The sequence below is a fragment of the Streptomyces sp. XH2 genome (assembly GCF_049725035.1).
In the GTDB taxonomy this organism is placed as follows: domain Bacteria; phylum Actinomycetota; class Actinomycetes; order Streptomycetales; family Streptomycetaceae; genus Streptomyces; species Streptomyces roseoverticillatus.
The window spans coordinates 223109-243469 of the sequence record NZ_JBMMMZ010000006.1; the positions used below are offsets into that span (position 1 = coordinate 223109).

Annotated in this window: 14 protein-coding genes; 8 read left to right on the forward strand and 6 right to left on the reverse strand. The window is 73.3% G+C overall.

Going from position 1 to position 20361, the window contains the following annotated elements; genetic code table 11:
* Positions 1–83: 83 nt before the first annotated feature.
* Positions 84–1772 (reverse strand): WD40 repeat domain-containing protein, encoded by a 1689-nt coding sequence (locus ACOTKD_RS14290; protein WP_424889300.1) that lies wholly within the window; start codon positions 1770–1772, stop codon positions 84–86.
* Positions 1769–2308: a GTP cyclohydrolase II gene (locus ACOTKD_RS14295; RefSeq protein ID WP_106679329.1), complete on the reverse strand. Its 540-nt coding sequence runs from the start codon at positions 2306–2308 to the stop codon at positions 1769–1771. The genes ACOTKD_RS14290 and ACOTKD_RS14295 overlap by 4 nt, the downstream gene beginning before the upstream one ends.
* Positions 2309–2914: 606 nt before the next feature.
* Between ACOTKD_RS14295 and ACOTKD_RS14300 the strand changes: the two genes are divergently transcribed.
* Positions 2915–3307, forward strand: coding sequence for a DUF6233 domain-containing protein (locus tag ACOTKD_RS14300; protein ID WP_424889301.1), 393 nt, complete (start codon positions 2915–2917; stop codon positions 3305–3307).
* A gap of 106 nt (positions 3308–3413) precedes the next feature.
* On the opposite strand, the gene ACOTKD_RS14305 is transcribed toward ACOTKD_RS14300, so the two are convergent.
* A complete protein-coding gene (locus ACOTKD_RS14305) occupies positions 3414–7298 on the reverse strand; it encodes an acyltransferase domain-containing protein (protein WP_424889302.1) in 3885 nt (1294 codons plus the stop codon).
* Positions 7299–7736: 438 nt separating this feature from the next.
* On the opposite strand from ACOTKD_RS14305, the gene ACOTKD_RS14310 reads away from it, so the two are divergent.
* Genes ACOTKD_RS14310 through ACOTKD_RS14330 form a run of 5 tightly spaced genes read left to right on the forward strand, consistent with a single transcriptional unit; the run spans position 7737 to position 15400 of the window.
* Positions 7737–9020: a phenylacetate--CoA ligase family protein gene (locus ACOTKD_RS14310; RefSeq protein WP_424889303.1), complete on the forward strand. Its 1284-nt coding sequence runs from the start codon at positions 7737–7739 to the stop codon at positions 9018–9020.
* Positions 9017–10558 carry an MFS transporter gene (locus ACOTKD_RS14315; protein ID WP_424889304.1) on the forward strand — a complete coding sequence of 514 codons (1542 nt, stop codon included), beginning with the start codon at positions 9017–9019 and terminating at the stop codon, positions 10556–10558. The genes ACOTKD_RS14310 and ACOTKD_RS14315 overlap by 4 nt, the downstream gene beginning before the upstream one ends.
* The gene (locus ACOTKD_RS14320) at positions 10555–11703 is read left to right on the forward strand and encodes a GNAT family N-acetyltransferase (protein WP_424889305.1); all 1149 of its coding nucleotides are present in this window, start codon (positions 10555–10557) and stop codon (positions 11701–11703) included. The genes ACOTKD_RS14315 and ACOTKD_RS14320 overlap by 4 nt, the downstream gene beginning before the upstream one ends.
* A complete protein-coding gene (locus ACOTKD_RS14325; protein ID WP_424889306.1) occupies positions 11700–12875 on the forward strand; it encodes an acyl-protein synthase in 1176 nt (391 codons plus the stop codon). The genes ACOTKD_RS14320 and ACOTKD_RS14325 overlap by 4 nt, the downstream gene beginning before the upstream one ends.
* The gene (locus ACOTKD_RS14330; RefSeq protein ID WP_424889307.1) at positions 12872–15400 is read left to right on the forward strand and encodes an aldehyde dehydrogenase family protein; all 2529 of its coding nucleotides are present in this window, start codon (positions 12872–12874) and stop codon (positions 15398–15400) included. Before ACOTKD_RS14325 ends, ACOTKD_RS14330 begins: the two co-directional genes overlap by 4 nt.
* Before the next feature lie 16 nt (positions 15401–15416).
* On the opposite strand, the gene ACOTKD_RS14335 is transcribed toward ACOTKD_RS14330, so the two are convergent.
* Both ACOTKD_RS14335 and ACOTKD_RS14340 read right to left on the reverse strand, forming a co-directional pair.
* A complete protein-coding gene (locus tag ACOTKD_RS14335) occupies positions 15417–15710 on the reverse strand; it encodes a DUF6191 domain-containing protein (protein WP_424889308.1) in 294 nt (97 codons plus the stop codon).
* A gap of 39 nt (positions 15711–15749) precedes the next feature.
* On the reverse strand, positions 15750–16661 hold the full coding sequence (locus ACOTKD_RS14340; protein ID WP_424889309.1) for a phosphotriesterase family protein: 912 nt from the start codon (positions 16659–16661) through the stop codon (positions 15750–15752).
* An 88-nt stretch (positions 16662–16749) separates the two neighbouring features.
* Here ACOTKD_RS14340 and ACOTKD_RS14345 point away from each other — a divergent pair, with 88 nt between their 5' ends.
* A complete protein-coding gene (locus ACOTKD_RS14345) occupies positions 16750–17313 on the forward strand; it encodes a CGNR zinc finger domain-containing protein (protein WP_424889310.1) in 564 nt (187 codons plus the stop codon).
* Positions 17314–17391: 78 nt separating this feature from the next.
* On the opposite strand, the gene ACOTKD_RS14350 is transcribed toward ACOTKD_RS14345, so the two are convergent.
* Positions 17392–19671: a terpene synthase family protein gene (locus tag ACOTKD_RS14350; RefSeq protein ID WP_424889311.1), complete on the reverse strand. Its 2280-nt coding sequence runs from the start codon at positions 19669–19671 to the stop codon at positions 17392–17394.
* Positions 19672–19885: 214 nt separating this feature from the next.
* Between ACOTKD_RS14350 and ACOTKD_RS14355 the strand changes: the two genes are divergently transcribed.
* Entirely contained in the window at positions 19886–20287 is a 402-nt protein-coding gene (locus ACOTKD_RS14355; RefSeq protein WP_424889312.1) for a DUF937 domain-containing protein, read from the forward strand.
* Positions 20288–20361: the final 74 nt, after the last annotated feature.

Consider the following 20361-nt stretch of genomic DNA (forward strand, 5'->3'; position numbering starts at 1 on the left):
TGCCGGGGGGGGGGGCCGGGGGCCCGGGGGCCCCGCCCCCCCCCCCCCCCCCCCCCCCGCGACCGGTCTCGCTCGCCCCCGTGCTAGACGGAGGGCGTGTAGTACACCCGGCCGTCGTAGGACGACGCGGCGAAGGCCTTGCGCTCCTCGTCCCAGGTCAGGGAGGAGATGCCCGCGGTGGTCGGGCGGACGACGGCGGTCCACTCACCGGTGGTGCGGTCGTAGAGCGCGATGCGGCCGTTGTAGGCGCCGGAGGCGACCACGCGGCCGTCGCCGGAGGCGGCGACGCACTTGATCGAGTGGGTGTGCGGGGTGTCGAGGACCTCGGCACGCTGCTCCGGGTCCCAGATGCGCAGCTTCAGGTCGCGGCTGACGCTGGCGAACCAGCCGTCGCCCAGGCCCGCGCAGCCGTTGGCGATCCGGTCGTGCGCGTCCTCGATCGTGGTGACCTTGGTGAGGTCGGAGATGCGGTACCAGGTCGCGGAGGCGTCGGCGGCCACGGAGAAGATGAGGTCGCCGGAGACCGCGACGCCCTTGACGGCGTTGGTGTGCAGCGGCAGGTCCTCGACGTGCTCGGCCTCGCCGGCGCCGGTCAGGCGCAGCAGCAGGCCCTCGCCGGTGTAGGCGCCGACGACCGCGTAGGAGGCGCCGTCGCGCTCGAAGGCGGCACCGCAGTTGAGCGGGGAGCGGTGCTGGTGGAGCTCACGGCCCGTCAGGGCGTCGAAGACCTTGCCGAGCTGGCCGCCGGAGAGCACCAGGCCGCCCAGCGGGGTGAGGAAGTTGCACAGGCTGCCGGTCTCCGCCACGACCTCGCCCTCGCGGTGCACGATGCCCGCGTCGCCGATGGTGAGCGCGCCGGAGGCGGTGGGCAGCACGGCGTTGACGCCCTGGGTGGGCGGCACCTCGGCGGTGTCCCAGGTGCGGCCCTCGTAGTCGTAGCCGCGGTAGCCGGCGCCGAAGGTCGCGAAGACCAGCCGGGAGCCGCCGGCGAAGGCGCAGGAGCGGGGCCAGACGTCGTCGGGCAGGGCGGTGGTGTCGCGCCGCTCGGGGGTGCCGGAGGCGACGTCCCACAGCTGCATGGTGCGGTCGTAGCTGAGGCTGACGAGCAGGTTGCGGGCGTCGTCGAGGACCAGGCGCTTGATGCCCGCCTCGTGGGCCGGCAGCACGGTGCGCTCGGTGGGGCCGACGACGATGATCTGGCCCTCGTCGTTGCCCGCGAAGATGGTGCCGCCGGAGGAGATGGCGATGGTGTCGGTCTCGATGCCGTCCATGTCGAGGTCGGCGATCAGGCCGCCGGTCTCCAGCGACCAGCGCTTGATGGTGCCGTCGTCGCTGGAGGAGATCAGCTCGTCGCTGTCGCGGGCCCACTCCACCGAGATGACGTCGGCGGTGTGGCCGGCGAAGCGGGCGACGAGGGCGCCCGTGAAGTCGTAGACCCGCACCCGGTGGTCGCGGGAGGCGGTGGCTATGAGCTCCTTGGACGGGTGGAAGACCGACATCTCCACGTCGTCCTCCTGGTCGGCGAGGACCGCGACCAGCCGCAGGTCCGGCACCGTCCACAGGCGGGCGGTGTAGTCGCTGGAGGAGGTGACCAGGTGGCGGCCGTCCGGCGAGAAGGCGCACTGGTTGGCCAGGTGGTCGTGGAAGGAGCGGGCGAGGGCCGTTCCGGTCTGCTGGTCCCAGCAGATGACCTGGTTGTCGTAGCCGGCGGTGGCGACGTAGGCGCCCTGCCACGCCGCGATGCCGCTGATGGGTCCCCGGTGCTGGATCACGCTGTTCCTTCCACGAGTTCGATCGAGTGGCCGCCGTACTCGGCCTTGGCGCGCAGGTAGTGGTCGTTGTTCTCGTTACGGAAGATTCCGGTGCGGACCTGCTCCACGACCTCGATGCCGTACGAGGCGAGCTGCGCGGCCTTGTCGGGGTTGTTGGTGTGCAGCCGGATCCGCGTCACGCCGAGCGCCTGCAGCATCTGCGCGGCCGAGCGGTAGTCCCGCAGGTCGTCCGAGAAGTTCAGCTCGCGGTTGGCGGCGAACGTGTCGAGGCCCTGGTCCTGCAGGCGGTAGGCGTCGAGCTTGTTGTACAGGCCGATGCCCCGGCCCTCCTGGCGCAGGTAGAGCAGGACGCCGCCGGACGCGGCGAGCAGCTGCATCGACTCGGTCAGCTGCGGACCGCAGTCGCACCGCGCGGAGCCGAAGACGTCACCGGTCAGGCACTCGGAGTGCAGCCGGACCAGCGGGACGTCCGCTATCGGTCCGAACTGCACCGCCACGTGCTCGAGCCCGTCGCCGAGCCCGGTGAACGTCACCATCTGGCCGGGCGTCCAGGCCCCGTCGGCGCGCTGTACGGGGATCTCGACGCGGGCTCTGATGCCCACGGACCCCTCCGGCGGTTCCACCGACGCCCCGTGCAACGGGGTGTCCTCCCCATTGAGTGTTTTGGGCACTGCTTCCTCCCGTAGAACGAGCACGCCCCGAACCCCCGGGGCGCGGTTCCAGCATGGATGCGGAGGGCAGCGCGGACAGCACGGTCCGTACCGGTACGGGTACCGAGATCATTTGATGGCGGTACCGAACCATCCGGTCTGTTGATTGGGAAGACCGAAGCTTTCGACGCGTCAGTTCTCCCCCCGGGAAACCGGACACTTCGGGATCTTCGGTCAGAGTTGCACCGCTGGAAAACCGGCCATCCGGTACCGTCTTCCGGTTCGGTGGGACCGTAGGCACGACATGCCCGGTGACGTGGGCCGCACGGACGATCGTCGTCGAAGCCGGGGGCTTCCGTCATTACTCTTTCGGGCTAATCCCACGTCCGGCGGGAACCGGCGCCGGGCCCCGCGCGGGTACCCCTCGTGCCCGTACCGCGACCTGCGCAACCGCCCCCCGCGGCGGTCCCCGCGCTGCTACCGTCGCGCGGCATGGAGCAGCTCTTCAGCGACGACGAACTCGCCCTCATCACGGAGGCCGCGCAGGAGTCGGGGATGGACCCGCGCGACTGGGTCCGTGCCGTGGTCCTGCAACTCCTCACCGACGACGCCTACTTGGAGGACGATCCGCCGGCCGGCGACGGCCACGGCCGGGGGGACGGCCGCCCGCCGTACCGGCCGGACATGGAGCACGCCGTCTGGCCGGTCACCACGCACCGCGGCTCCGGCCGCAACATGCACGAACTGCACCACGCGGGATGCTGGGTACCGAAGGGCGGAGAGGAGACGATGACCACGGCGCAGGCCCGCGAGGAGCTCCTCGCCCGCCACGCCCTCCCCTGCGAGGCCTGCCAGCCGGAACGGTTCCTTACCCCGCTGGTCTAGCCGTCCCCGCAAGGGCTGCCGAGGCGCGCGGCGGCCCGTGCACGGCCCCGCCGGGGCGCGTGCACGGGCCGCCCGTGCGATCTTCCTGCCGCCGTCCTCCCCGCTGCTACGCGGCGGAGGCCGCCACCGGCTCGCCCTCCGGGGCGAGGAGCGAAGTGACGTGGCCCGCCAGGCCCTTGGCCGTCGGGTAGTTCCACAGGACCGTCACCGGCAGCCGCACGCCGAGCAGCTTCTCCAGCTGGGCGCAGACCCGCATCGACATCACCGAGTCGAGCCCGAGGTCGGTCAGCGGCCGCTCAGGGTCCAGTTCGCCGGCCGGCATCTTCATCTCGCGCGCCAGCCGTCCGGTGATCTCGTCGTGGACACGGGCGGCGAGCTCCTCCGGCGGCAGCTCGCGCCACCGCGCAGGCTCGTCCGCCGCCTGCGCGCCCTGCGCGGCCTGCGCCTCCGGGCCGGACGCCGCCGCGGTGTCGTCCGCCGCCGCTCCGTTCTCGTGCAGCGCGCCGAAGCGCGTCCCGGGCAGCCAGGCCCGCAACTGCCCCTGCTCGTCGCTGATGACGATGTCCACGGTGTCCGTCGCCGGGTCCACGAGGCGGATGTCGACCCAGCCGGTCTCCGGGGCCTCGCCCACCACCCGGACCTCGCGGATGTGCGCGGGCATGCGGACCGTGGGCGGGCCGCCGTAGATGACGGGGACGATGCCGAGCGCGGCGTCCAGCAGCGGCGCCCACGTGACCTGGTCGCCGGGCACGGCGGGCGCGTGCACCCGGGCGCGGATGACGCCCTCGCCGGTGTGCAGCTCCTCGACCGTCCACGGCCAGGCGATGCCCTCCACACCGATGGCGTCCAGACGGCCGATCACCACCGACGGGTCCGCGGCGGCGAGGCCCGCGGGAACGGCCACGGAGAGCATGCCCGCCGGGAACGGCGGGGCGTCCGCGGCCATCGTGGAGGAGGTGGTGTGGGTCAGCCAGTTGCCCGGCCCGGTCGCCCCGGACGGGCCCGTGGGCCGTGTGCTCAGCCGCAGCGTCAGCCCCTCCTGCACGACCTGCACCTCGCGCGGCGTCGCCAGGGCCACCGGGAACTTCAAGGAGACGTCGAACAGCGCCTTGCTGCCGCCCTGCCCGGGCGCGGCCTCCAGGAACGTGTGGATGATCGAGGAGGCGGGGACGATCGACGTGCCGTGCAGCGCGTGGCCGCCGGGGAACGGCCGCACGGAGTCGTCCAGGTACGTGTTCCAGATGCGCAGGGGCGTCGTGCCGGCCACGTCCACCGGCGGGCCGAGCAGCGTGTGCCCGGTGACGTCGTGCCCGTGGGCGACGACGGCGCCCGCGGGCAGCACCGCGTCGGTCCAGTAGCGGCGGTGCTGCCAGGCGATCGGGGGCAGTTCCGAGACCGGGGCGGCCGGGTAGTGCGCGCTCCAGTCGACCGCGGCGCCGTGGCTGTGCAGCGCGGCCAGGTTCAGCAGCAGCGTGCGCACCTCCGGCTGGTTGCGGCGCAGGGTGTGGGCGACGTGGCCGCCCGCCACGTCCAGGTGGGCCAGGGTCTCGCCGATGGAGTGGGCGACGACCGGGTGGGGCGAGACCTCCAGGAAGCGGCGGTGCCCGTCCTCGGCGGCGGCGGTGACGGCCTGGGCGAGGCGCACGGGGTGGCGCAGGTTGGCCACCCAGTAGCCGGCGTCGTGCGGGGTCCGCGCCCGGGGGTCGTCGAGGGCGGTGCTGTACAGCGGCACCTCGGGCGTACGGGGCGCGAGGCCGGCGAGGGCCTCGCGCAGCGCTTCCGTCAGCGGCTCCATGTGGGCGCTGTGGAAGGCGACGTCGGAGTTGACGGGGCGTACGGGTATGCCCTCGGCGCCCCAGTCCCGGACGAGGGCGGCCACCGCCTCCGCGTCGCCGGAGACCACGGTGGAGCCGGGGGAGGAGGCGATCGCGGCGCAGACCGCGGGGTTCCCGGCGAGCCGGGCGGCCGCGTCGTCGAAGGGCAGCGCGGCCATGGCCATCGCGCCCTTGCCGGCGACCCGGCGCAGGAGCGCGGACCGGCGCCCGCTGAGGCGCGCGCCGTCCTCCAGGGACAGCGCGCCCGCGGTGACGGCTGCGGCGATCTCGCCCACCGAGTGGCCGATGACGGCGGCGGGCCGGTGCCCGTACGAGCGCCACACCTCGGCGAGCGCGACCTGCACCGCGAAGATCATCGACTGGGCGCGGTCGACGGCCTCGAAGTCCCCGGAGACGATGGCCTGCCGTGCGGAGAAGCCCAGCTCGGTGCGGAACACCGGCTCCAGGCGGTCGATGACGCCGGCGAACACGGCGCTGTCCGCGAGGAGTTCGCGGGCCATCCCGGACCAGTGCGAGCCGTGCCCGGAGAAGACCCAGACCGCTCCGTCGCCGGAGCCCGGGCGGGCCGTGCCCTCCGCGACGTTGTCGAGGTCCTGTTCCTCCGCCCCGTCCGCGGCCACGGCCCGGAGGGCGGCCACGAGCTCCGCCCGGCCGTCCGCCACGACGGTGACCCGGTGCTCCAGGTGGGAGCGCCGGGCGGCCAGCGTGTGGCCGACCGAGTCCAGCGGGGTGTCGGGGTGCCGCTCCAGCCAGTCGGCGAGCCGGCACGCGTACTCCGCGGCGCCCGCCCGGTTCCGGTAGGACAGCGGGTACAGCCGCGGTCCGCCGGGCAGCGGCTCCTGGCCGGTGCCCTCGGCCGGCCCGGGAGCCTCCTCCAGGACGACGTGGCCGATCGTGCCGCCGTAGCCGTACCCCGAGACGCCCGCGCGGCGCGGCGCTTCGCCCTTGGGCCAGACCTGGTGCTCGGTGACCAGCCGCAGCCCCCACTCCTCCCACGGGATGTCCGGGCTGGGCTCGCTCGTGAGGACCGTCGCCGCCATCTCGGCGTGCTGCAGCATCAGCGTGGCCTTGATGATGCCCGCGACGCCCGAGGCCGGCTCGGCGTGCCCGATGTTCGACTTCACCGAGCCGATCCAGCAGGGCTTGTCGGCGGGCCGGCCCGCGCCGAAGACCGCGTGCAGCCCGGACGCCTCCACCGGGTCGCCGAGCCGGGTGCCCGTGCCGTGCGCCTCGATGTAGCCCGCGGTCGCCGGGTCCAGGCCCGCCCGCTGCCAGGCCAGCCGGAGCAGGTCGCGCTGCGCGTCGGGGTTGGGGGCCATGATGCCGCTGGTCCGGCCGTCCTGCGCGACGGCCGTCCCCTTGATCACGGCGAGGACGCGGTCGCCGTCGCGCGTCGCGTCGGACAGCCGCTTGAGGACGAGCACGCCGCACCCCTCGGCGCGCCCGTAGCCGTCGCCCTCGGCGTCGAACGGCTTGCTGCGCCCGTCCGGGGAGAGCGCGCCCGCCGCCTCCAGGGTGAGGGTGTAGGCGGGGGAGAGGATGATGTTCACGCCGCCCGCGAGGGCGAGCGAGGTCTCGCCCGTCAGCAGGGACTGGCAGGCCAGGTGGACGGCCACCAGGGAGGCGGAGCAGGCCGAGTCGAGCACGAAGCTCGGCCCGTGCAGGTCGAGCACGTGCGAGACGCGGTTGGCGATGCCGGTCAGCTGGGCGCCGATGCCCGTCCAGGGCTCGATCCGGGGCAGGTCCTCCAGCAGCCGGCGCCCGTAGTCGTCCGAGCAGGTGCCGATGTAGACCCCCGCGTCGGACCCGGCCACCGAGCGGGGCGCCATCCCGGCGTTCTCCAGCGCCTCCCAGGCGACCTCCAGCACCAGCCGCTGCTGGGGGTCCATCAGCTCGACCTCGCGCGGGGCGATGCCGAAGAACTCGGCGTCGAACCCGTCGACGTCGCCGATGAAGTTCCCCGGCCGCTCGGCCCTGCGCAGGGCCTCGGTGAACTCGGGGCTGATCCGGGTGTAGGCGCGCCAGCGGTCCTCCGGAGTGGATTCCACCGAGACCTTCCCGCCGGCCAGGAAGTCCCAGAAGGATTCGGGTGAGTCGATGCCGCCGGGGAAACGGCAGCCGATGCCGACGAGAGCCACTGATTCTTGAATGGGCATGCGTGTCAATTCCGTTCGTCGCTGCGGGCGCGGATGCGTGACTGGACTTACGCACGAGTGAATTCTTGATGGCTTCTTGACGCCTTATGCGGTTCTTGTACAACGTTCACACGCTGTGTATGGCCGGTCCATACAGGACGGCGGACGTTGTCAACTCGGCGCGTGCAACGTCTGCTGTGGGAGCGTCACGACCCCGTGGGAAGAGGGGTGTTACTCGCGGTCACACGCTGTTTCAGGCCAGTAAAAGCGGCCGGTACGCGGCCGATTTTGCAGTCCGTTCGGCCGTGTCCCATGATTGTGACCGCGCGTCAGGCGGATGCCGGCGCTTCACGAGTGCGTGGTGCATGCGTTCTCGTTGAACAGTCAACCGGAGGGCGGCGAGCACCGGCTCCGCCCGGCCGGAAACCCATCCCTATTCTCTGAGCAGGCAAAGGCAGCATGCCCGTCCATCAGCTATCGGACCTCATACGTTATGTCCGTCACAACTCCCCGTTCTACGCGGACCTCTACGCGGACCTCCCGCCGGACGTGGACTGCCTCACCGATCTTCCGGTGGTCGGGCAGAACGATTTCTGGGCGGCCAACACCCTCCACGGCAATCGCGTCCTGACCGCCCCCCTCGACGAGGCCTCGGTCTTCAAGACCGGCGGAACCACCGGCGCCCCGAAATTCTCCTGCTACACCCGCGAGGAATGGCAGGAGTTCGTGACCGCCTTCGGCCACGGACTCGTCGACGCCGGGCTCCGCCCCGGCCACCGCGTGGCGGACCTCTTCTACGCCGGGGAGCTCTACGCCAGCTTCCTCTTCATCCTCGACTCCCTCTCCCACGCGCCCGTGAGCAGCGTCCGCCTGCCCATCGGCGGCGGCGCCCCGCTCGAGACGACCGTCCCCACCCTGCGCGACTTCGCCGCCCAGGTCGTCGCCGGCACCCCGACCACCCTGTGCCGCCTCGCCGAGCACCTGATCGCCGACGGCGAGCAGCTGCCCTCCGTCGAGCTGCTGTTCTTCGGCGGCGAAGCCCTCTTCGACGACCAGCGCCGCCTGCTGGCCCGCGCCTTCCCCAACGCCGAGCCCCGCACGCTCGGCTACGCCAGCGTCGACGCCGGCCTCCTCGGCCGCCCCGTGCCCGGCGCGGCGGACGCCCGCACGCACCGCGCCTTCACCCCGCACACCGTCGTCGAGATCCTCGACGACGCCACGGACGAGCCCATCCGCGAGGCGGGCCGCCCCGGCCGCGTCGTCGTCACCCAGCTCTTCCGCCGCCTCATGCCCGTCATCCGCTACCCCGCGGGCGACCGCGCCGAGTGGACCGACCCCGAGGCGGGCGTCTTCCGCATCCTCGGCCGTGCCGAGGAAGGCGTGCGCGTCGGCCCCGTCTCGCTCTACTCGCAGGACGCCCAGGCCGCCGTCGCCGCCGCCGACACCGACGGCCGCGTGGTCGGCATGCAGCTCGTCGTGCGCCGCTGGGACGGCCGCGACGGCCTCGTCCTGCGCCTCGCCGCATCGCCCGACGCCTCCGGCTCCGACGACCCGGCCGGGCTGGACGCCCTCGCCAAGTCCGTCGTGACGGAGCTCGAAGAGGCCCGCCCCTTCTACCCCGACGCCGTCGCCACGGGCTTCGTCCACCCCCTCTCCGTCGAGTGGGTGCGCCACCGCGACCTCGTCGTCAACCCGCGCTCCGGCAAGCTGGTCCGCGTCATCGACGAAAGGCCCACGGCATGACCGCCGCCCCCGCGGCCGGCCGCCGGCTGCCGCTCGTCCTGCGCAACCGCGCCTTCGGCGCCGTGTGGCTCGGCCAGGTGTTCACGCAGGCCGCGGTCCGCATGTTCCAGGTCGGCGTCTCCTGGTGGCTCGTCGCCTACGCCGTCTCCGGCGGCAACGGCCTCGCCTCCGGCCTCTTCATGGCCGTCAGCACCCTGCCCGCCGTGGCCCTCGCCCCCGTCGTCGCCCGGGCGATCGGCCGCTTCGCCCACCGCTCGGTGCTGCGCACCGCGGCCGGCGGCGCCGCCGTGGCCGCGACGGCCCTCGCCGCCTGGGCGTACGCGAGCGACCTGCCGATCGCCGCGGCCTACGCCGCGACCCTCGCGCTCGCCACCTGCCAGGCCTTCTTCGACCCCTGCCTGACCACCTCCGTCCCCGAACTCGTCGACGACGAGGACATCGAGGCCGCGACCGGCTTCGAGCTGTCCACCCAGTCCCTCGCGAGCCTCGGCGGCGCCCTCCTCGGCGCGCTCATCGTCGACCGCGCCGGCATCCCCGGCCTCGCCGCCGGATGCGCCACCGCCTACGCGGCCGCCGCCGTCCTGATCGCCACCGTCCGCTTCCGTACGCCGGCCGCGGGCGAAGGCGAGGGGGAGTCGGGCGACGAGGCCGGCCCGCGCACGCTGCGCCAGGTCCTGGCCGGACTCCCCTTCGTCCGCGCCATCCTGATCTGCTTCACCGCGGCCAACCTCTTCACCACCGCCGTGTTCGTCGTCATGCCGCTGTACACCAAGTCCGTGCTGCACGGCGACGGCGCCACGGTCGCCCTGCTGGAGGCCTCGCTCGGCACCGGCACCCTCATCGGCTCCTTCACCGGCGCGCGCGTCCCGGGCCGGCCCACCGCCGTCGGCTCCGCCTGCCTCGGCGCGATGGCCCTCGCCCTCGCCGTCCCCGGCCTCGTCGGCGAACGCCCCGTCATCGCGGGCGCCCTCGCCGTGACCGGCTGGTGCGTCGGCGTCATCGGCGTCCGCTTCGTGGCGCTCTTCCAGCGCCTCGTGCCCACCGCCGACAAGCCCGCCTTCTTCGCCGTCATGCAGGCCGTGCTCGGCGCCACCTTCCCCGTGGCCTCGCTGCTCTTCGGCCTCCTGGGCGACCACCTGTCCGCCCAGACCCTGTGCCTGATCCAGGCGGCAGGCCTCGTCCCCGCGGCGCTCGCGCTGGCGCTGCTGCGCGGAGGTCCTGCGGACGGCCCGGAGGAAGCGGCCGCGGGCGGGATCGCGGACGGGATCGCGGAGGAGCCCGCACGAACGACCACGGGGGAGCCCGCGGAACCGCTCACGGACGGTGCGCCGACGGCGTCCGCCGGGAAACCCGCGGGACAGCCCGCGGAGGCCACCGCTGTGCCCTCCGCGCCCGCCCCGGGCGAGCCCGCCGCGTCGTCCACGGACCGACAGCCGGAGGTGCCTGCGGGAGCCGGCGCGCAGCTCTCGGCGCAGGAGCCCGCCGAGGAATCCCCCCGTCCCACGGCGGCAGCCGGTACCGCGGGAGGCGCGAGGTGAGCGCCCCCACCGTCCCAGCCGTCGAGCAGGCCGCGCCCGGTGACATCGCCGAGCTCCGCCAGCTCTACTACGCCGTCTACGGACCGCACTACCCCACGGCGCTGGGCACCGACCCCGCCGTGATGGCCCGGCTCATCGAGGATCCGCACACCCTCTGGCTCGTCACCCGCTGCCCGCGCACCGGAGCCCTCACCGGCTCGTGCGCGGTGCACGGCGAGCCCGGCAGCCGCCTCGGCCGCCTCGAAGGGCTCGCCGTCCACCCCGGCCGGCGCGGCTCCGGGATCGCCGGCCTGCTCACCGACGCCCTGTGCCGGCGCACCCTGGACGCCGGCCGCCTCGACTCGGTCTACGCCACGGTCCGCACCGTCAGCGCCGGACCGCAGCGCGTCGTCAGCCGCAGCGGCTTCCGCCCCATGGGCGTCCTGCCCAACGCCGTGGACCTCGACAGCCGCGAGAGCCTCGCGCTCTACGCGCGTTACTCACCCGGCGTGCTGGAGCGGCGCGCCCCCGTCGCCGAAGTGCCCCGCCCGCTCCTGCCCCTGCTGCGCACCGCGGAGCGGACCCTGGGCATCAGCTACGCGCACACCCGCGCCACCGCCCCGGCCCCGGCCCCCGCGGCGCCCGCCGCCGCGGAGCTGGAGATGATCGAGGCACCGGCGTTCGTCCGCCGCCGCTTCCGCGACCGCTTCCCCGACGCCGCGAACTGGTTCTACCCCCTGCACACCCCCAACGTGCTGCTCGTGCCCGGCGACGGGAGCTTCGAGGTCTACGGCTGCCTCAACCGGGCTGGCGGCTACTGCGCCCTCGTCGCGGCCCACCCCGGCCCGGCCGCCGCGGCCGCCCACCTCGAAGCGGTCACCCGCGCCCTGACCCGCGCCGGCGCCGGCTACGTCGAAGCGCTGCTCCCGCTGGACCGGCACGACCTGCTCTCCGCCGGCCTCGCCCAGGGCTTCATCCCCAGCGCCCTCTACCCGGCCATGCGCCGGGAGGGCGACGGCTTCCACGACTACGTCGTGATGTCCCGGACCACCGAGCAGATCGACTTCCGCGGCCTGGTAGCCGACGCGGCCCTGCAGCCCTTCCTGGATTCCTACGTGTCGGCCTGGGCGTCGACGTATCTGCCCTCACGCGAGGTTGCCTCATGACACTCACCGCACCCCTCAACCCCCATCTCGCCCCGGTCACCGTCCCCGACCCGGACGCGCTCGCACACGTCCAGCGCCTGTGCGACCTGACCGACCCCTACACCTCCGGCCCCGCCGAAGAGGAGCTGTTCGCCGCAGCCATGGCCGAGAGCCACGCCTGGCACCGCGAGCGCTCCCCGTTCTTCCGCGACCTCCACACGGCCACGGCCTCCGGCGATCCGGCCGCGCCCTACGGCGCGCCCCTGGTCCACGCCAACTTCTTCAAGCGCCACGAAGTGCTGTCCATCCCCCGCGAGGACGTCCACCTGCACCTGACGTCCTCCGGCACCACCGGGCAGAAGTCGCAGATGTTCTTCGACGAGTGGACCATCCGCTCCGCCCAGCGCATGGTCGCCCGCATCTTCGAGCGCAACGGCTGGATCACCCCTGACCAGCCCGTCAACTACCTGCTCTACAGCTACGAGCCCGCCCGCGACCTCAAGCTCGGCACGTCCTTCACGGACAACTACCTGTGCGACTTCGCCCCGGCCCGCCGGGTCGAGTACGCCCTGCGCAACACCGGCGGCGGCCACGAGTTCGACCCCTTCGGCTGCATCGCCGCCCTGCGCCGCTTCGCCGAGGACGACGCCCCCGTCCGCATCCTCGGCTTCCCCGCCTTCCTCTGGTTCACCCTGGAGCGCATGCGCGCCATGGGCCTGCCGCCCCTGCGGCTGCCCGAGGACTCGCTGATCATCCTCGGCGGCGGCTGGAAGGGCCACACCGACCAGCAGATCGGCAAGCACGAGCTCTACGCCCGCGTCACCGAACAGCTCGGCATCCCCTCCGAGCGGATCCGCGACACGTTCGGCTCCGTCGAGCACTGCATCCCGTACATCGAGTGCTCCCACCACAACCTGCACGCGCCGGTGTGGTCCCGGGTGTTCATCCGCTCCACCCGCACCCTCGAACCGCTGCCGTACGGCGAGAAGGGCTATCTGCACCTCGTCTCCCCGTACATCACCTCCGTGCCCGCCCAGAGCGTCGTCATGGGCGACCTCGCCTCCCTCCACCCCGGCGAGGAGTGCGGCTGCGAGCTGGAGACGCCGTGGTTCACCATTCACGGCCGCGCCGGAGTGAGCCGCAACAAGAGCTGTGCGGTGGCCGCCGCCGAGCTGATGAAGGGAATGTCGTGACCGAGGCAGATTTCTCGACGGATTCGATGGATTCGATGCACCACCACTACTGGCAGGGCGCCTTCATCGGCGACGACGAGGCCGCACGCCGCCTGGAGACCCTGCCCGCCGCCGTCGAACAGGCGCTCGCCGCGCCGCTCGACACCGAGACCGTCCTCGCCGCCTGCGACACCCTGGCGAAGGCCCTGCTCGACCCGGCCCACCCGGTCCGCGCCCGGCTCGCCCCCCACGTGCCCGCCGGCGAGGACGCCGGCGCGCTCCTCGGCGAGCTCGCCGCCTTCCTGGACCGCGGCGCCCTCAGCCGCAAGCTCCGCCGCGAACTGGGCGGCACCGCGCCGCAGCGCCTGACCCGCCCCGACGCCAAGGAGACCGTCTACGAGGCGTGGGCCCCCGTCGGCCTCGTCGCCCACATCGCCCCCGGCAACGCCGCCACCGTCGCCCCCCTCAGCCTGATCGAGGGCCTCCTCGCCGGCAACGTCAACGTCCTCAAGACGAGCAGCGCCGACACCCTCCTCGCCCAGCACCTCCTCGCCGAGCTCGCCGCCCTGGACGTGACGGGCGCCATCGCCGAGCGCGTCATCGTGCTGCGCTTCTCGTCGAGCCGCCAGGACTGGCTGAAGCTCATGTGCGCCCCGGCCGACGCCGTCGCCGTCTGGGGCGGCGAGGCCGCCGTCGAGGGCGTCGCCGCCCACGTCCCGCCGGGCGCGCGCCTCGTCGAGTGGGGCCACAAGATCTCCTTCGCCTACCTCACGCGCGACGCGTGGGCCGACGAGGAGACCCTCGCCGCCCTCGCCGCCGACGTGTGCCTCTTCGAACAGCAGGCCTGCTCCAGCCCCCAGGTCGTCTACCTCGACACCGAGGACGCCGACGAGGTCTTCGCCTTCGCGGAGCGCTTCGCCGCCGTGCTCGCCGGCATGCCTCCCGCGGAAGGGGAGCCCCTCGACCCGGCGGAGGAGGCCGAGCTCACCACCACCGAGCTCATCGCCCGCCTGGAGGAGCACCTCGGCCTGACCCGGGTCATCGCCGCGCCCGACGGCTCCTGGCGCGTCATGGCCGACACCCGCCCGGCGCTCACCGCCTCCCCGCTGCACCGCAGCGTGTGGGTCAAGCCCCTGCCGCGCAAGGGCCTGATCGGCGCCCTGCGCCCCATGCGCCGCTACCTGCAGACCGCCGGCATCGCCGGCAGCCGCACGGACACAGCGGAGCTGTCCGCCACGGTCCTCGCCGCCGGCGCCACCCGCGTCACCCCCGTCGGCGCCATGACCGCCGGCTACTCCGGCGAACCCCACGACGGCGTCTACGCCCTCCAGCGCTACAGCCGCCGCGTCGCCGTCCAGGCCGACGACCGCTTCGCCACGACCGCCTGCCTCGACGACCTGGCCCGCGCCGCCGACTTCCCGGCGCCCACCGGGCCGCTGCTGGACAAGGCGGCCGTCCAGGACCTCAACCGCGACGTCGCCCGCGGCGACGCCGAGCTGTACTTCCGCAGCGGCGGCAGCACCGGCTCCCCCGCCCTGTCCCTCTTCAGCTGGGACGACTACGACACCCAGATGCACGCCGCCGCCCGCGGCCTGCTCGCCGCCGGCTACGACCCGGCGCGCGACCGCACCGCCAACCTCTTCTACTGCGGCGGCATGTACGGCAGCTTCATCAGCTTCTTCTCCATCCTGGAGCGGCTGGGCGGCGTCCAGATACCCATGGCCGCGGGCCCCGACCACCGCGCCACCGCGGAGGCGATCGTCGCCCACGAGGTCGACACCCTCTTCGGCATGCCCTCCTACCTCTGGCAGCTCCTCCACGAACAGCAGGACGCGCTGCGTTCGTACGGCGGCATCCGCAAGATCTTCTACGGTGGCGAGCACTTCACCGAGGAACAGCGCCGCACCCTCGCCGAAACCTTCGGCGTCGAGGTCATCCGCTCCATCACCTACGGCAGCACCGACCTCGGCCCCCTCGGCTACCAGTGCGCCGAGAGCACCGGCAGCGTCCACCACCTCCACGCCGACCTGCACACGCTGGAGATCCTCGACGTCGCCGAGGACCGGCCCGCCGAGCCGGGGGAGACCGGGCGGCTGGTCTTCACCACCCGCGCCCGCCGCGGCCAGCACCTCGACCGCTACGTCATCGGCGACCTCGGCCGCGCCCTGCCCGGCCGCTGCCCCTGCGGCAGCCACGCCCCCCGGTTCGAACTCCTCGGCCGGCTCGGCGACGTGATGCGCGTCGCGACGTACTTCCTCAACTACCGCCGCTTCGTGGCGATCGCGGAGGAGAGCCTGCGGTTCGTCGGCGAGCTGCAGATCCTCCTCGGCAACGACGGCCCGCGGGAGAGCCTCACCGTCCGCATGGAGCGCACGGCCACCACGGACGCGGACGCCGCCCGCGAGGCCTTCCTCGCCGGCTACCCCGAACTGCGCACGGCCGTCGACGAGAAACTGCTGGCCCTCACCGTCGAAACCGTCGACGGCGCGTCCCTGGACCGCACCCCGGCCAGCGGCAAGCTGCGCACGGTGGTGGACAACCGGTAAGGGACGGCCGCGGCGGTCAGGCGGGCCGGCCTATGCGGGCGGTGCCCGCGTCGAGGTCGACGCCCGTCCGCCGCGGGGCACCGTCCTGTTCGTCGTCCCGCAGGACCAGCTCGATGCGCCGCTGTTCGAGCTGGACGCGCTTGCTCGGATAGACCAGCGCGTGCAACTCCTCGGTCGCCGTGGCCCCCACGCCGCGCCCGCCGCGCGGCAGGCCGGCCGCACGGCCGAGGATCTTTCGCCCCGCGGCCAGGAGGAACAGCGGAACGACGATGATCAGGACGAGGGCCGGCCCCGTCAGCAGACTCAGCATGATTACCGAACGCGCTGACGGGGCCGGCCGGTTCCCGCATCAGGAGCCGCTCTCCTGGCTGCCGATCACAAAGGCGCGGGCCGGGTTCGTGACGAACACCTGGTGGGTGAAGTCCTCACCGAGCTCCTTCGCCAGCGCGGGCCGGAGCGCACGCAGCAGATACGGCATGCCCGGGCCGTCCGCGGAGGAGCGGGCGGCGGCCGTGGTCGTGTCCCCGCCCAGCAGGACCCGGTCGGCGTGGCCCGCCTCGGCGAGGGCCGTCAGGGCGTCGAACAGCCGCCAGTCCGTGGCGTGGTGGGCACGCGACGGGCCGTCGAAGGCCAGGAACGCTCCCGCGCGCGCCGCCCGGAGGTGCACGCGCAGGTCCGGGAAGCGGTTGAGGTGGCCGAGCACGACCCGGCCGGGCGGGACGTCCAGCTCCCCGCACAGCAGGTCAAGCACCTCGTCCGCCCCCGTGCCGAGTTCGAGGTGGACGGCGACGGCCGCGCCCGTCGCGTGGTGCGCCTGCGCGGCGGCGGTCATGACGTGCCGCGCGTGCTCGTCGAGGCCGTGGAAGCCGCCGGCGACCTTCACCAGCCCGGCCCGGACCGGCCCCTCCGTCAGGTCCCGGACGAACAGCTCCGCGAGCCGGTCCCGGTCGCGTTCCAGGTACTCCGGTGCGTAGTGCACCGCCTGGTGCAGTCCCGTCGCGGCGATCACGTGCGCCCCCGTCGCCGAGGCCAGCGCCGCGAGGTCGGCCCGCCTCCGCCCCATCCCGCGGGGCGTCCACTGCACGACGGCCCGCCCGCCGAGCCGGCGGAAGGCCCGCAGCTCGGCTCCGGCCGCCTCGGCATCGTCCAGCTCCTGGCCGGGCAGGCGGGGCGAGCGTATGAACAGATGGTCGTGCGCGTCGCACACGCCCAGCTCGGATGCGGGAACGTCTCCCAGAACGGTCCGCACGACAGGCCCCATGGTGTTTCCTCCGGTCCAGACGCGTAACGGCTGAGCCGTTACATGATCGACGTGATCACTGTAACGGTTGAACCGTTACGATGCGGAGGTGACCGACGACAACCACCTGGCCTTCCGCTTCGACTGCGGGGCCACCTGGCTCAACCTGCTCGCCACCCGCGGCCGGCACTTCAGCGCGCACCCGGTCGAGCGCCTGGCCACCCCGGAGCGGCTGGCGGAGTGGCTCGACCGCAGCGAACTGCCGCCTGCCCGCCCGCCGGTCGCCGAGGACCTCCGCCGCGCCCACGCCCTGCGGGAGACCCTGCGCCCCCTCGCCCTGTCCGTCGCGGAGGAACAGCCGCCACCGCCCGAGGCCGTCACCGAGCTCACCCGCTTCCTCGGCGAGGAGCGCGACCCCGTACGACTCGTCGCGTCGGACCGGCTGCTGCGCGAACCGCCGGCCACCACCGGAGCGGCCCTGGCCCGCATCGCCCGGCAGGCCGCCGACCACCTCACCGGCCCCGAGCGCCACGCCCTCGCCGTCTGCCCCGAACACGACTGCCGAGGCGTCTTCACCAACCCCACCGGCCGCCGCCGCTGGTGCCCTTCACCATCCTGCGCGAGCCGGGGCCGAGTCAGGGCCCATCGCGAACGCCGCCGTACGGGGGCGTGAGGCACGAGTCTTCCGGTGAAGGGTGCCGGCGGGCACCCTTCACCCTTCACCCCGCCGCGAGGGTGATCGGCCGTTTCGTCAGCCGACCGGTTGGCCGTCGGGGACCCGCACCGGCGCGCGCAGCAGCGTTGCCAGCCGGGTGCCCGACGTGCCCAGGCCCGTCGGGGCGCCCACCGGTGGTGCCGAGACCGCCGGGGTGGTGCCCTTGTGGCGGATGAGGTCCTCTTCGCCGTAGCGGCGGCACTTCCGGTGCCAGTTGAGGATCCCGGCCATCCAGTCCTGCAGCTCCCGGGCGTACTGCCTGAGCCCCGCGCGGGCCTCCTCGTCGAGGCCGAAGTCCTCGAAGAGGACCGGCAGCTGATGGTCGACCACGTACTGGAACTCCCTCATCCGCGAGGCCAGGAGGTCGCTGACGATGCCCCGCGCCTCCTCGCGCCCGCAGTCGAAGAAGTTCCCGATGACCAGGACGGCGTTGTGGATCTCGCCCTCGAACTGGATCTCCTTCTGGTACGAGAAGAGATCGTTCATCAGGATGGCGTAGTCCATGGCCGCGTTCTCCATGGCCTGGACCGGCTGGGTGCGGTAGATCTCCGGCGGCACCGCCGCGCCGAGGCCGTTGCGGCAGAGCGTCAGGGTCATCTCGGAGCCGAAGGTGTGGCGGCGCATCTCGATGTAGTCCACCGGCTCGGGGACGCGGTGCTGCTTCTGGTTCCACAGCTCCCAGAGCCAGGCGTCGAGCATCGTCCTGACGGCCGTGCGGAGTCCGGTGCGCTCCTCCCTGCTCATGGCTCCGGTGGTGCGCGCCCACAGGTCGGCCAGGCCGAGCTCCAGGACGTGCTCCGGGTGCGGGGTGACGGGGGAGTCCACCGGCATGAACAGCAGCAGACGGTCCGTGCAGGCCTGCGCCGCGGCCATGCCGGCCGCCCCGCTCTGCCCGCCGAAGACCGCGGGGTAGTAATCGTCGCCGTACGTGCCCCAGGTCAGCCAGTCCGTCGCCAGGTCGAGCTCTTCGGCGGTGCCTTCCGGGTGGAGCCCCGCGGCGCACAGGGCGAAGTCGTAGTCCGCGAGCTTCTCCTCGGTCCACAGACCGGATCCGGGGAGGGCCGGGTCGGGGGCCAGCAGCCCCATGCGGTGCCCCCAGTCGAGATTGTTGCGCCGTGAGGCGTCCAGGTGGGGGTTGAGGCGCAGCTTGTACGGCATGGGGAAGTCCGGCAGCGGCAGGTGGCCCACCGCCTGGAAGGGCACGTGCGTGTGCTTGCGCAGCCGCGCCGGAGTCGCCGCCACGACCGAGGCGAACTGCCGCGCCGCGGAGGTGCCCAGCCCGAGCGGCCCGCCGAGCAGCGCCCCGGGGGCGTTGACGGCGTCCGGCGTGGCGTCGTTCATGTAGCGGCTGGAGCGCATGTGCCATTCGTGGCCGCCGGACTGCCAGTCCTGGAGCCCCTTGACGTAGGCGAAGACGTCGTGCCGGGCCTGCGGGTCCAGGCCGTGCAGCTCGAAGAGCGGCGCCAGTTCGGTCAGGGCGGTGTGCTCGAACTGCTGGAGCCGTGAGGTGAGCCAGTCGTTGACGGTGTCGGCGGCCTGCTGGGTGCCGCAGTCCAGGAACCTCTCCAGCACGAGGACGGCGTTGGCCAGCTCGCCCTCGCTCTCGGTCTCCCGCTCGTACGAGAAGAGGTCGTTGCGCAGGTGCACGCTGTCCGCGAAGGTGTCCTTGAGCACGCGCATCGGCCGGCTCGCGGCGACGGCTTCGGGGACCTCGGCGCCCGCCGCGAACTCGACGAGCCCCGCCGACCAGGGGGCGCCGCCCACCTTGCGGCGCATCTCGATGTACTCGACCGGGTTGGCGACCCGGCCCTCGTTGATGTTGGACAGCTCCCAGACGGACTCGTTGAGCAGGTGCCGCGTGCTCTCGGTGAAGCGGCGGCGCCAGTCCTCCGACATCGCCGGGGCCGTGCGGGCCCACAGGTCGGCCAGGCCCGCCTCCACCTGGTTGGTGGGCTCGGGGGTCTCGCCGCAGTCGAGGGGCATGAAGGCCGGAAGCCGGTCGAGGTAGGCCTTCGCGCCGGCCATGTCGCCGGTGCGCTTGAAGACGTCGAGGAAGTGGTCGTCGAAGAAGAACACCCAGACGTACCAGTCGGTGACGAGGTCGAGCACCGGCCCGGAGGCCTCCGGGTGGGTGTACGAGCAGAGCAGGGCGTAGTCGTGCGCCTCCAGATCCGCCTCGTCCCAGATGCCGGAGCCCTCCAGCATGTTCATCTCGCGGGCCCAGGCCTTGGAGTGCTCACGGGCGCCTTCCAGATGGGGGTTCAGGCGCGCGGGGTACGGCATGTAGAAGGAGGGGAGTTCGAAAGGGTGTGACATGGCCGCCCACGCTAGTTTGCGTGCCCCTGCCAGGTAGATCGGAAGGTCATATTTCCCCTCAATGGGGTGAAAGCCGGGGCTGGGCGCTTAAGGATCTTGAAATCGGTGCCGCCGCTTCCGGACGGGGCGGCGCACGGGCGCGCGCCGTGCCGCACGGTGACCGCCGTACTACCTTGCGTACCGAGATCTGTTCGGCCCGCGTAATGTCGGCCCCATGGGCGATGAAGCGCTGCAGAAGGACGTACTGGACGAACTGGGCGAGGACCGCATCCAGGAGCTCGCGGGGGAGCTCGGCACCGACGCCGACGGGGCGACGCGGATGGTGCGGGAGACCGTCGCGGCCCTCCCCGAGGAGCTCACCCGCGAGAACGGCAACGGAGCGGCGCCGGCCGGAGCGGCCGGCCTCGGCGGATTCGGCGGCCTCGCACAGGGGCTGGGCGGCAGCGGCCTGGGCGGCGGGCTGATGTCCGGCGTCCTCGGCAGGATCACCAAACCCGTCGCCGAGACCGTCGCCAAACGCACCGGCCTGCCGGTCGCCCAGGTCGCCCGGGCGCTCGAACTGCTCCTGCCCGTCGTCATGACCGCCATCGCCAAGCGCCGGGGAAGGAAGCGGTAGACCGCCCGGCCCGCGGGACGGCCGCCGCACCGCCGCGGCCGTCCCGCCGGGCGGCGGCCGGTCCCGGCACCGGG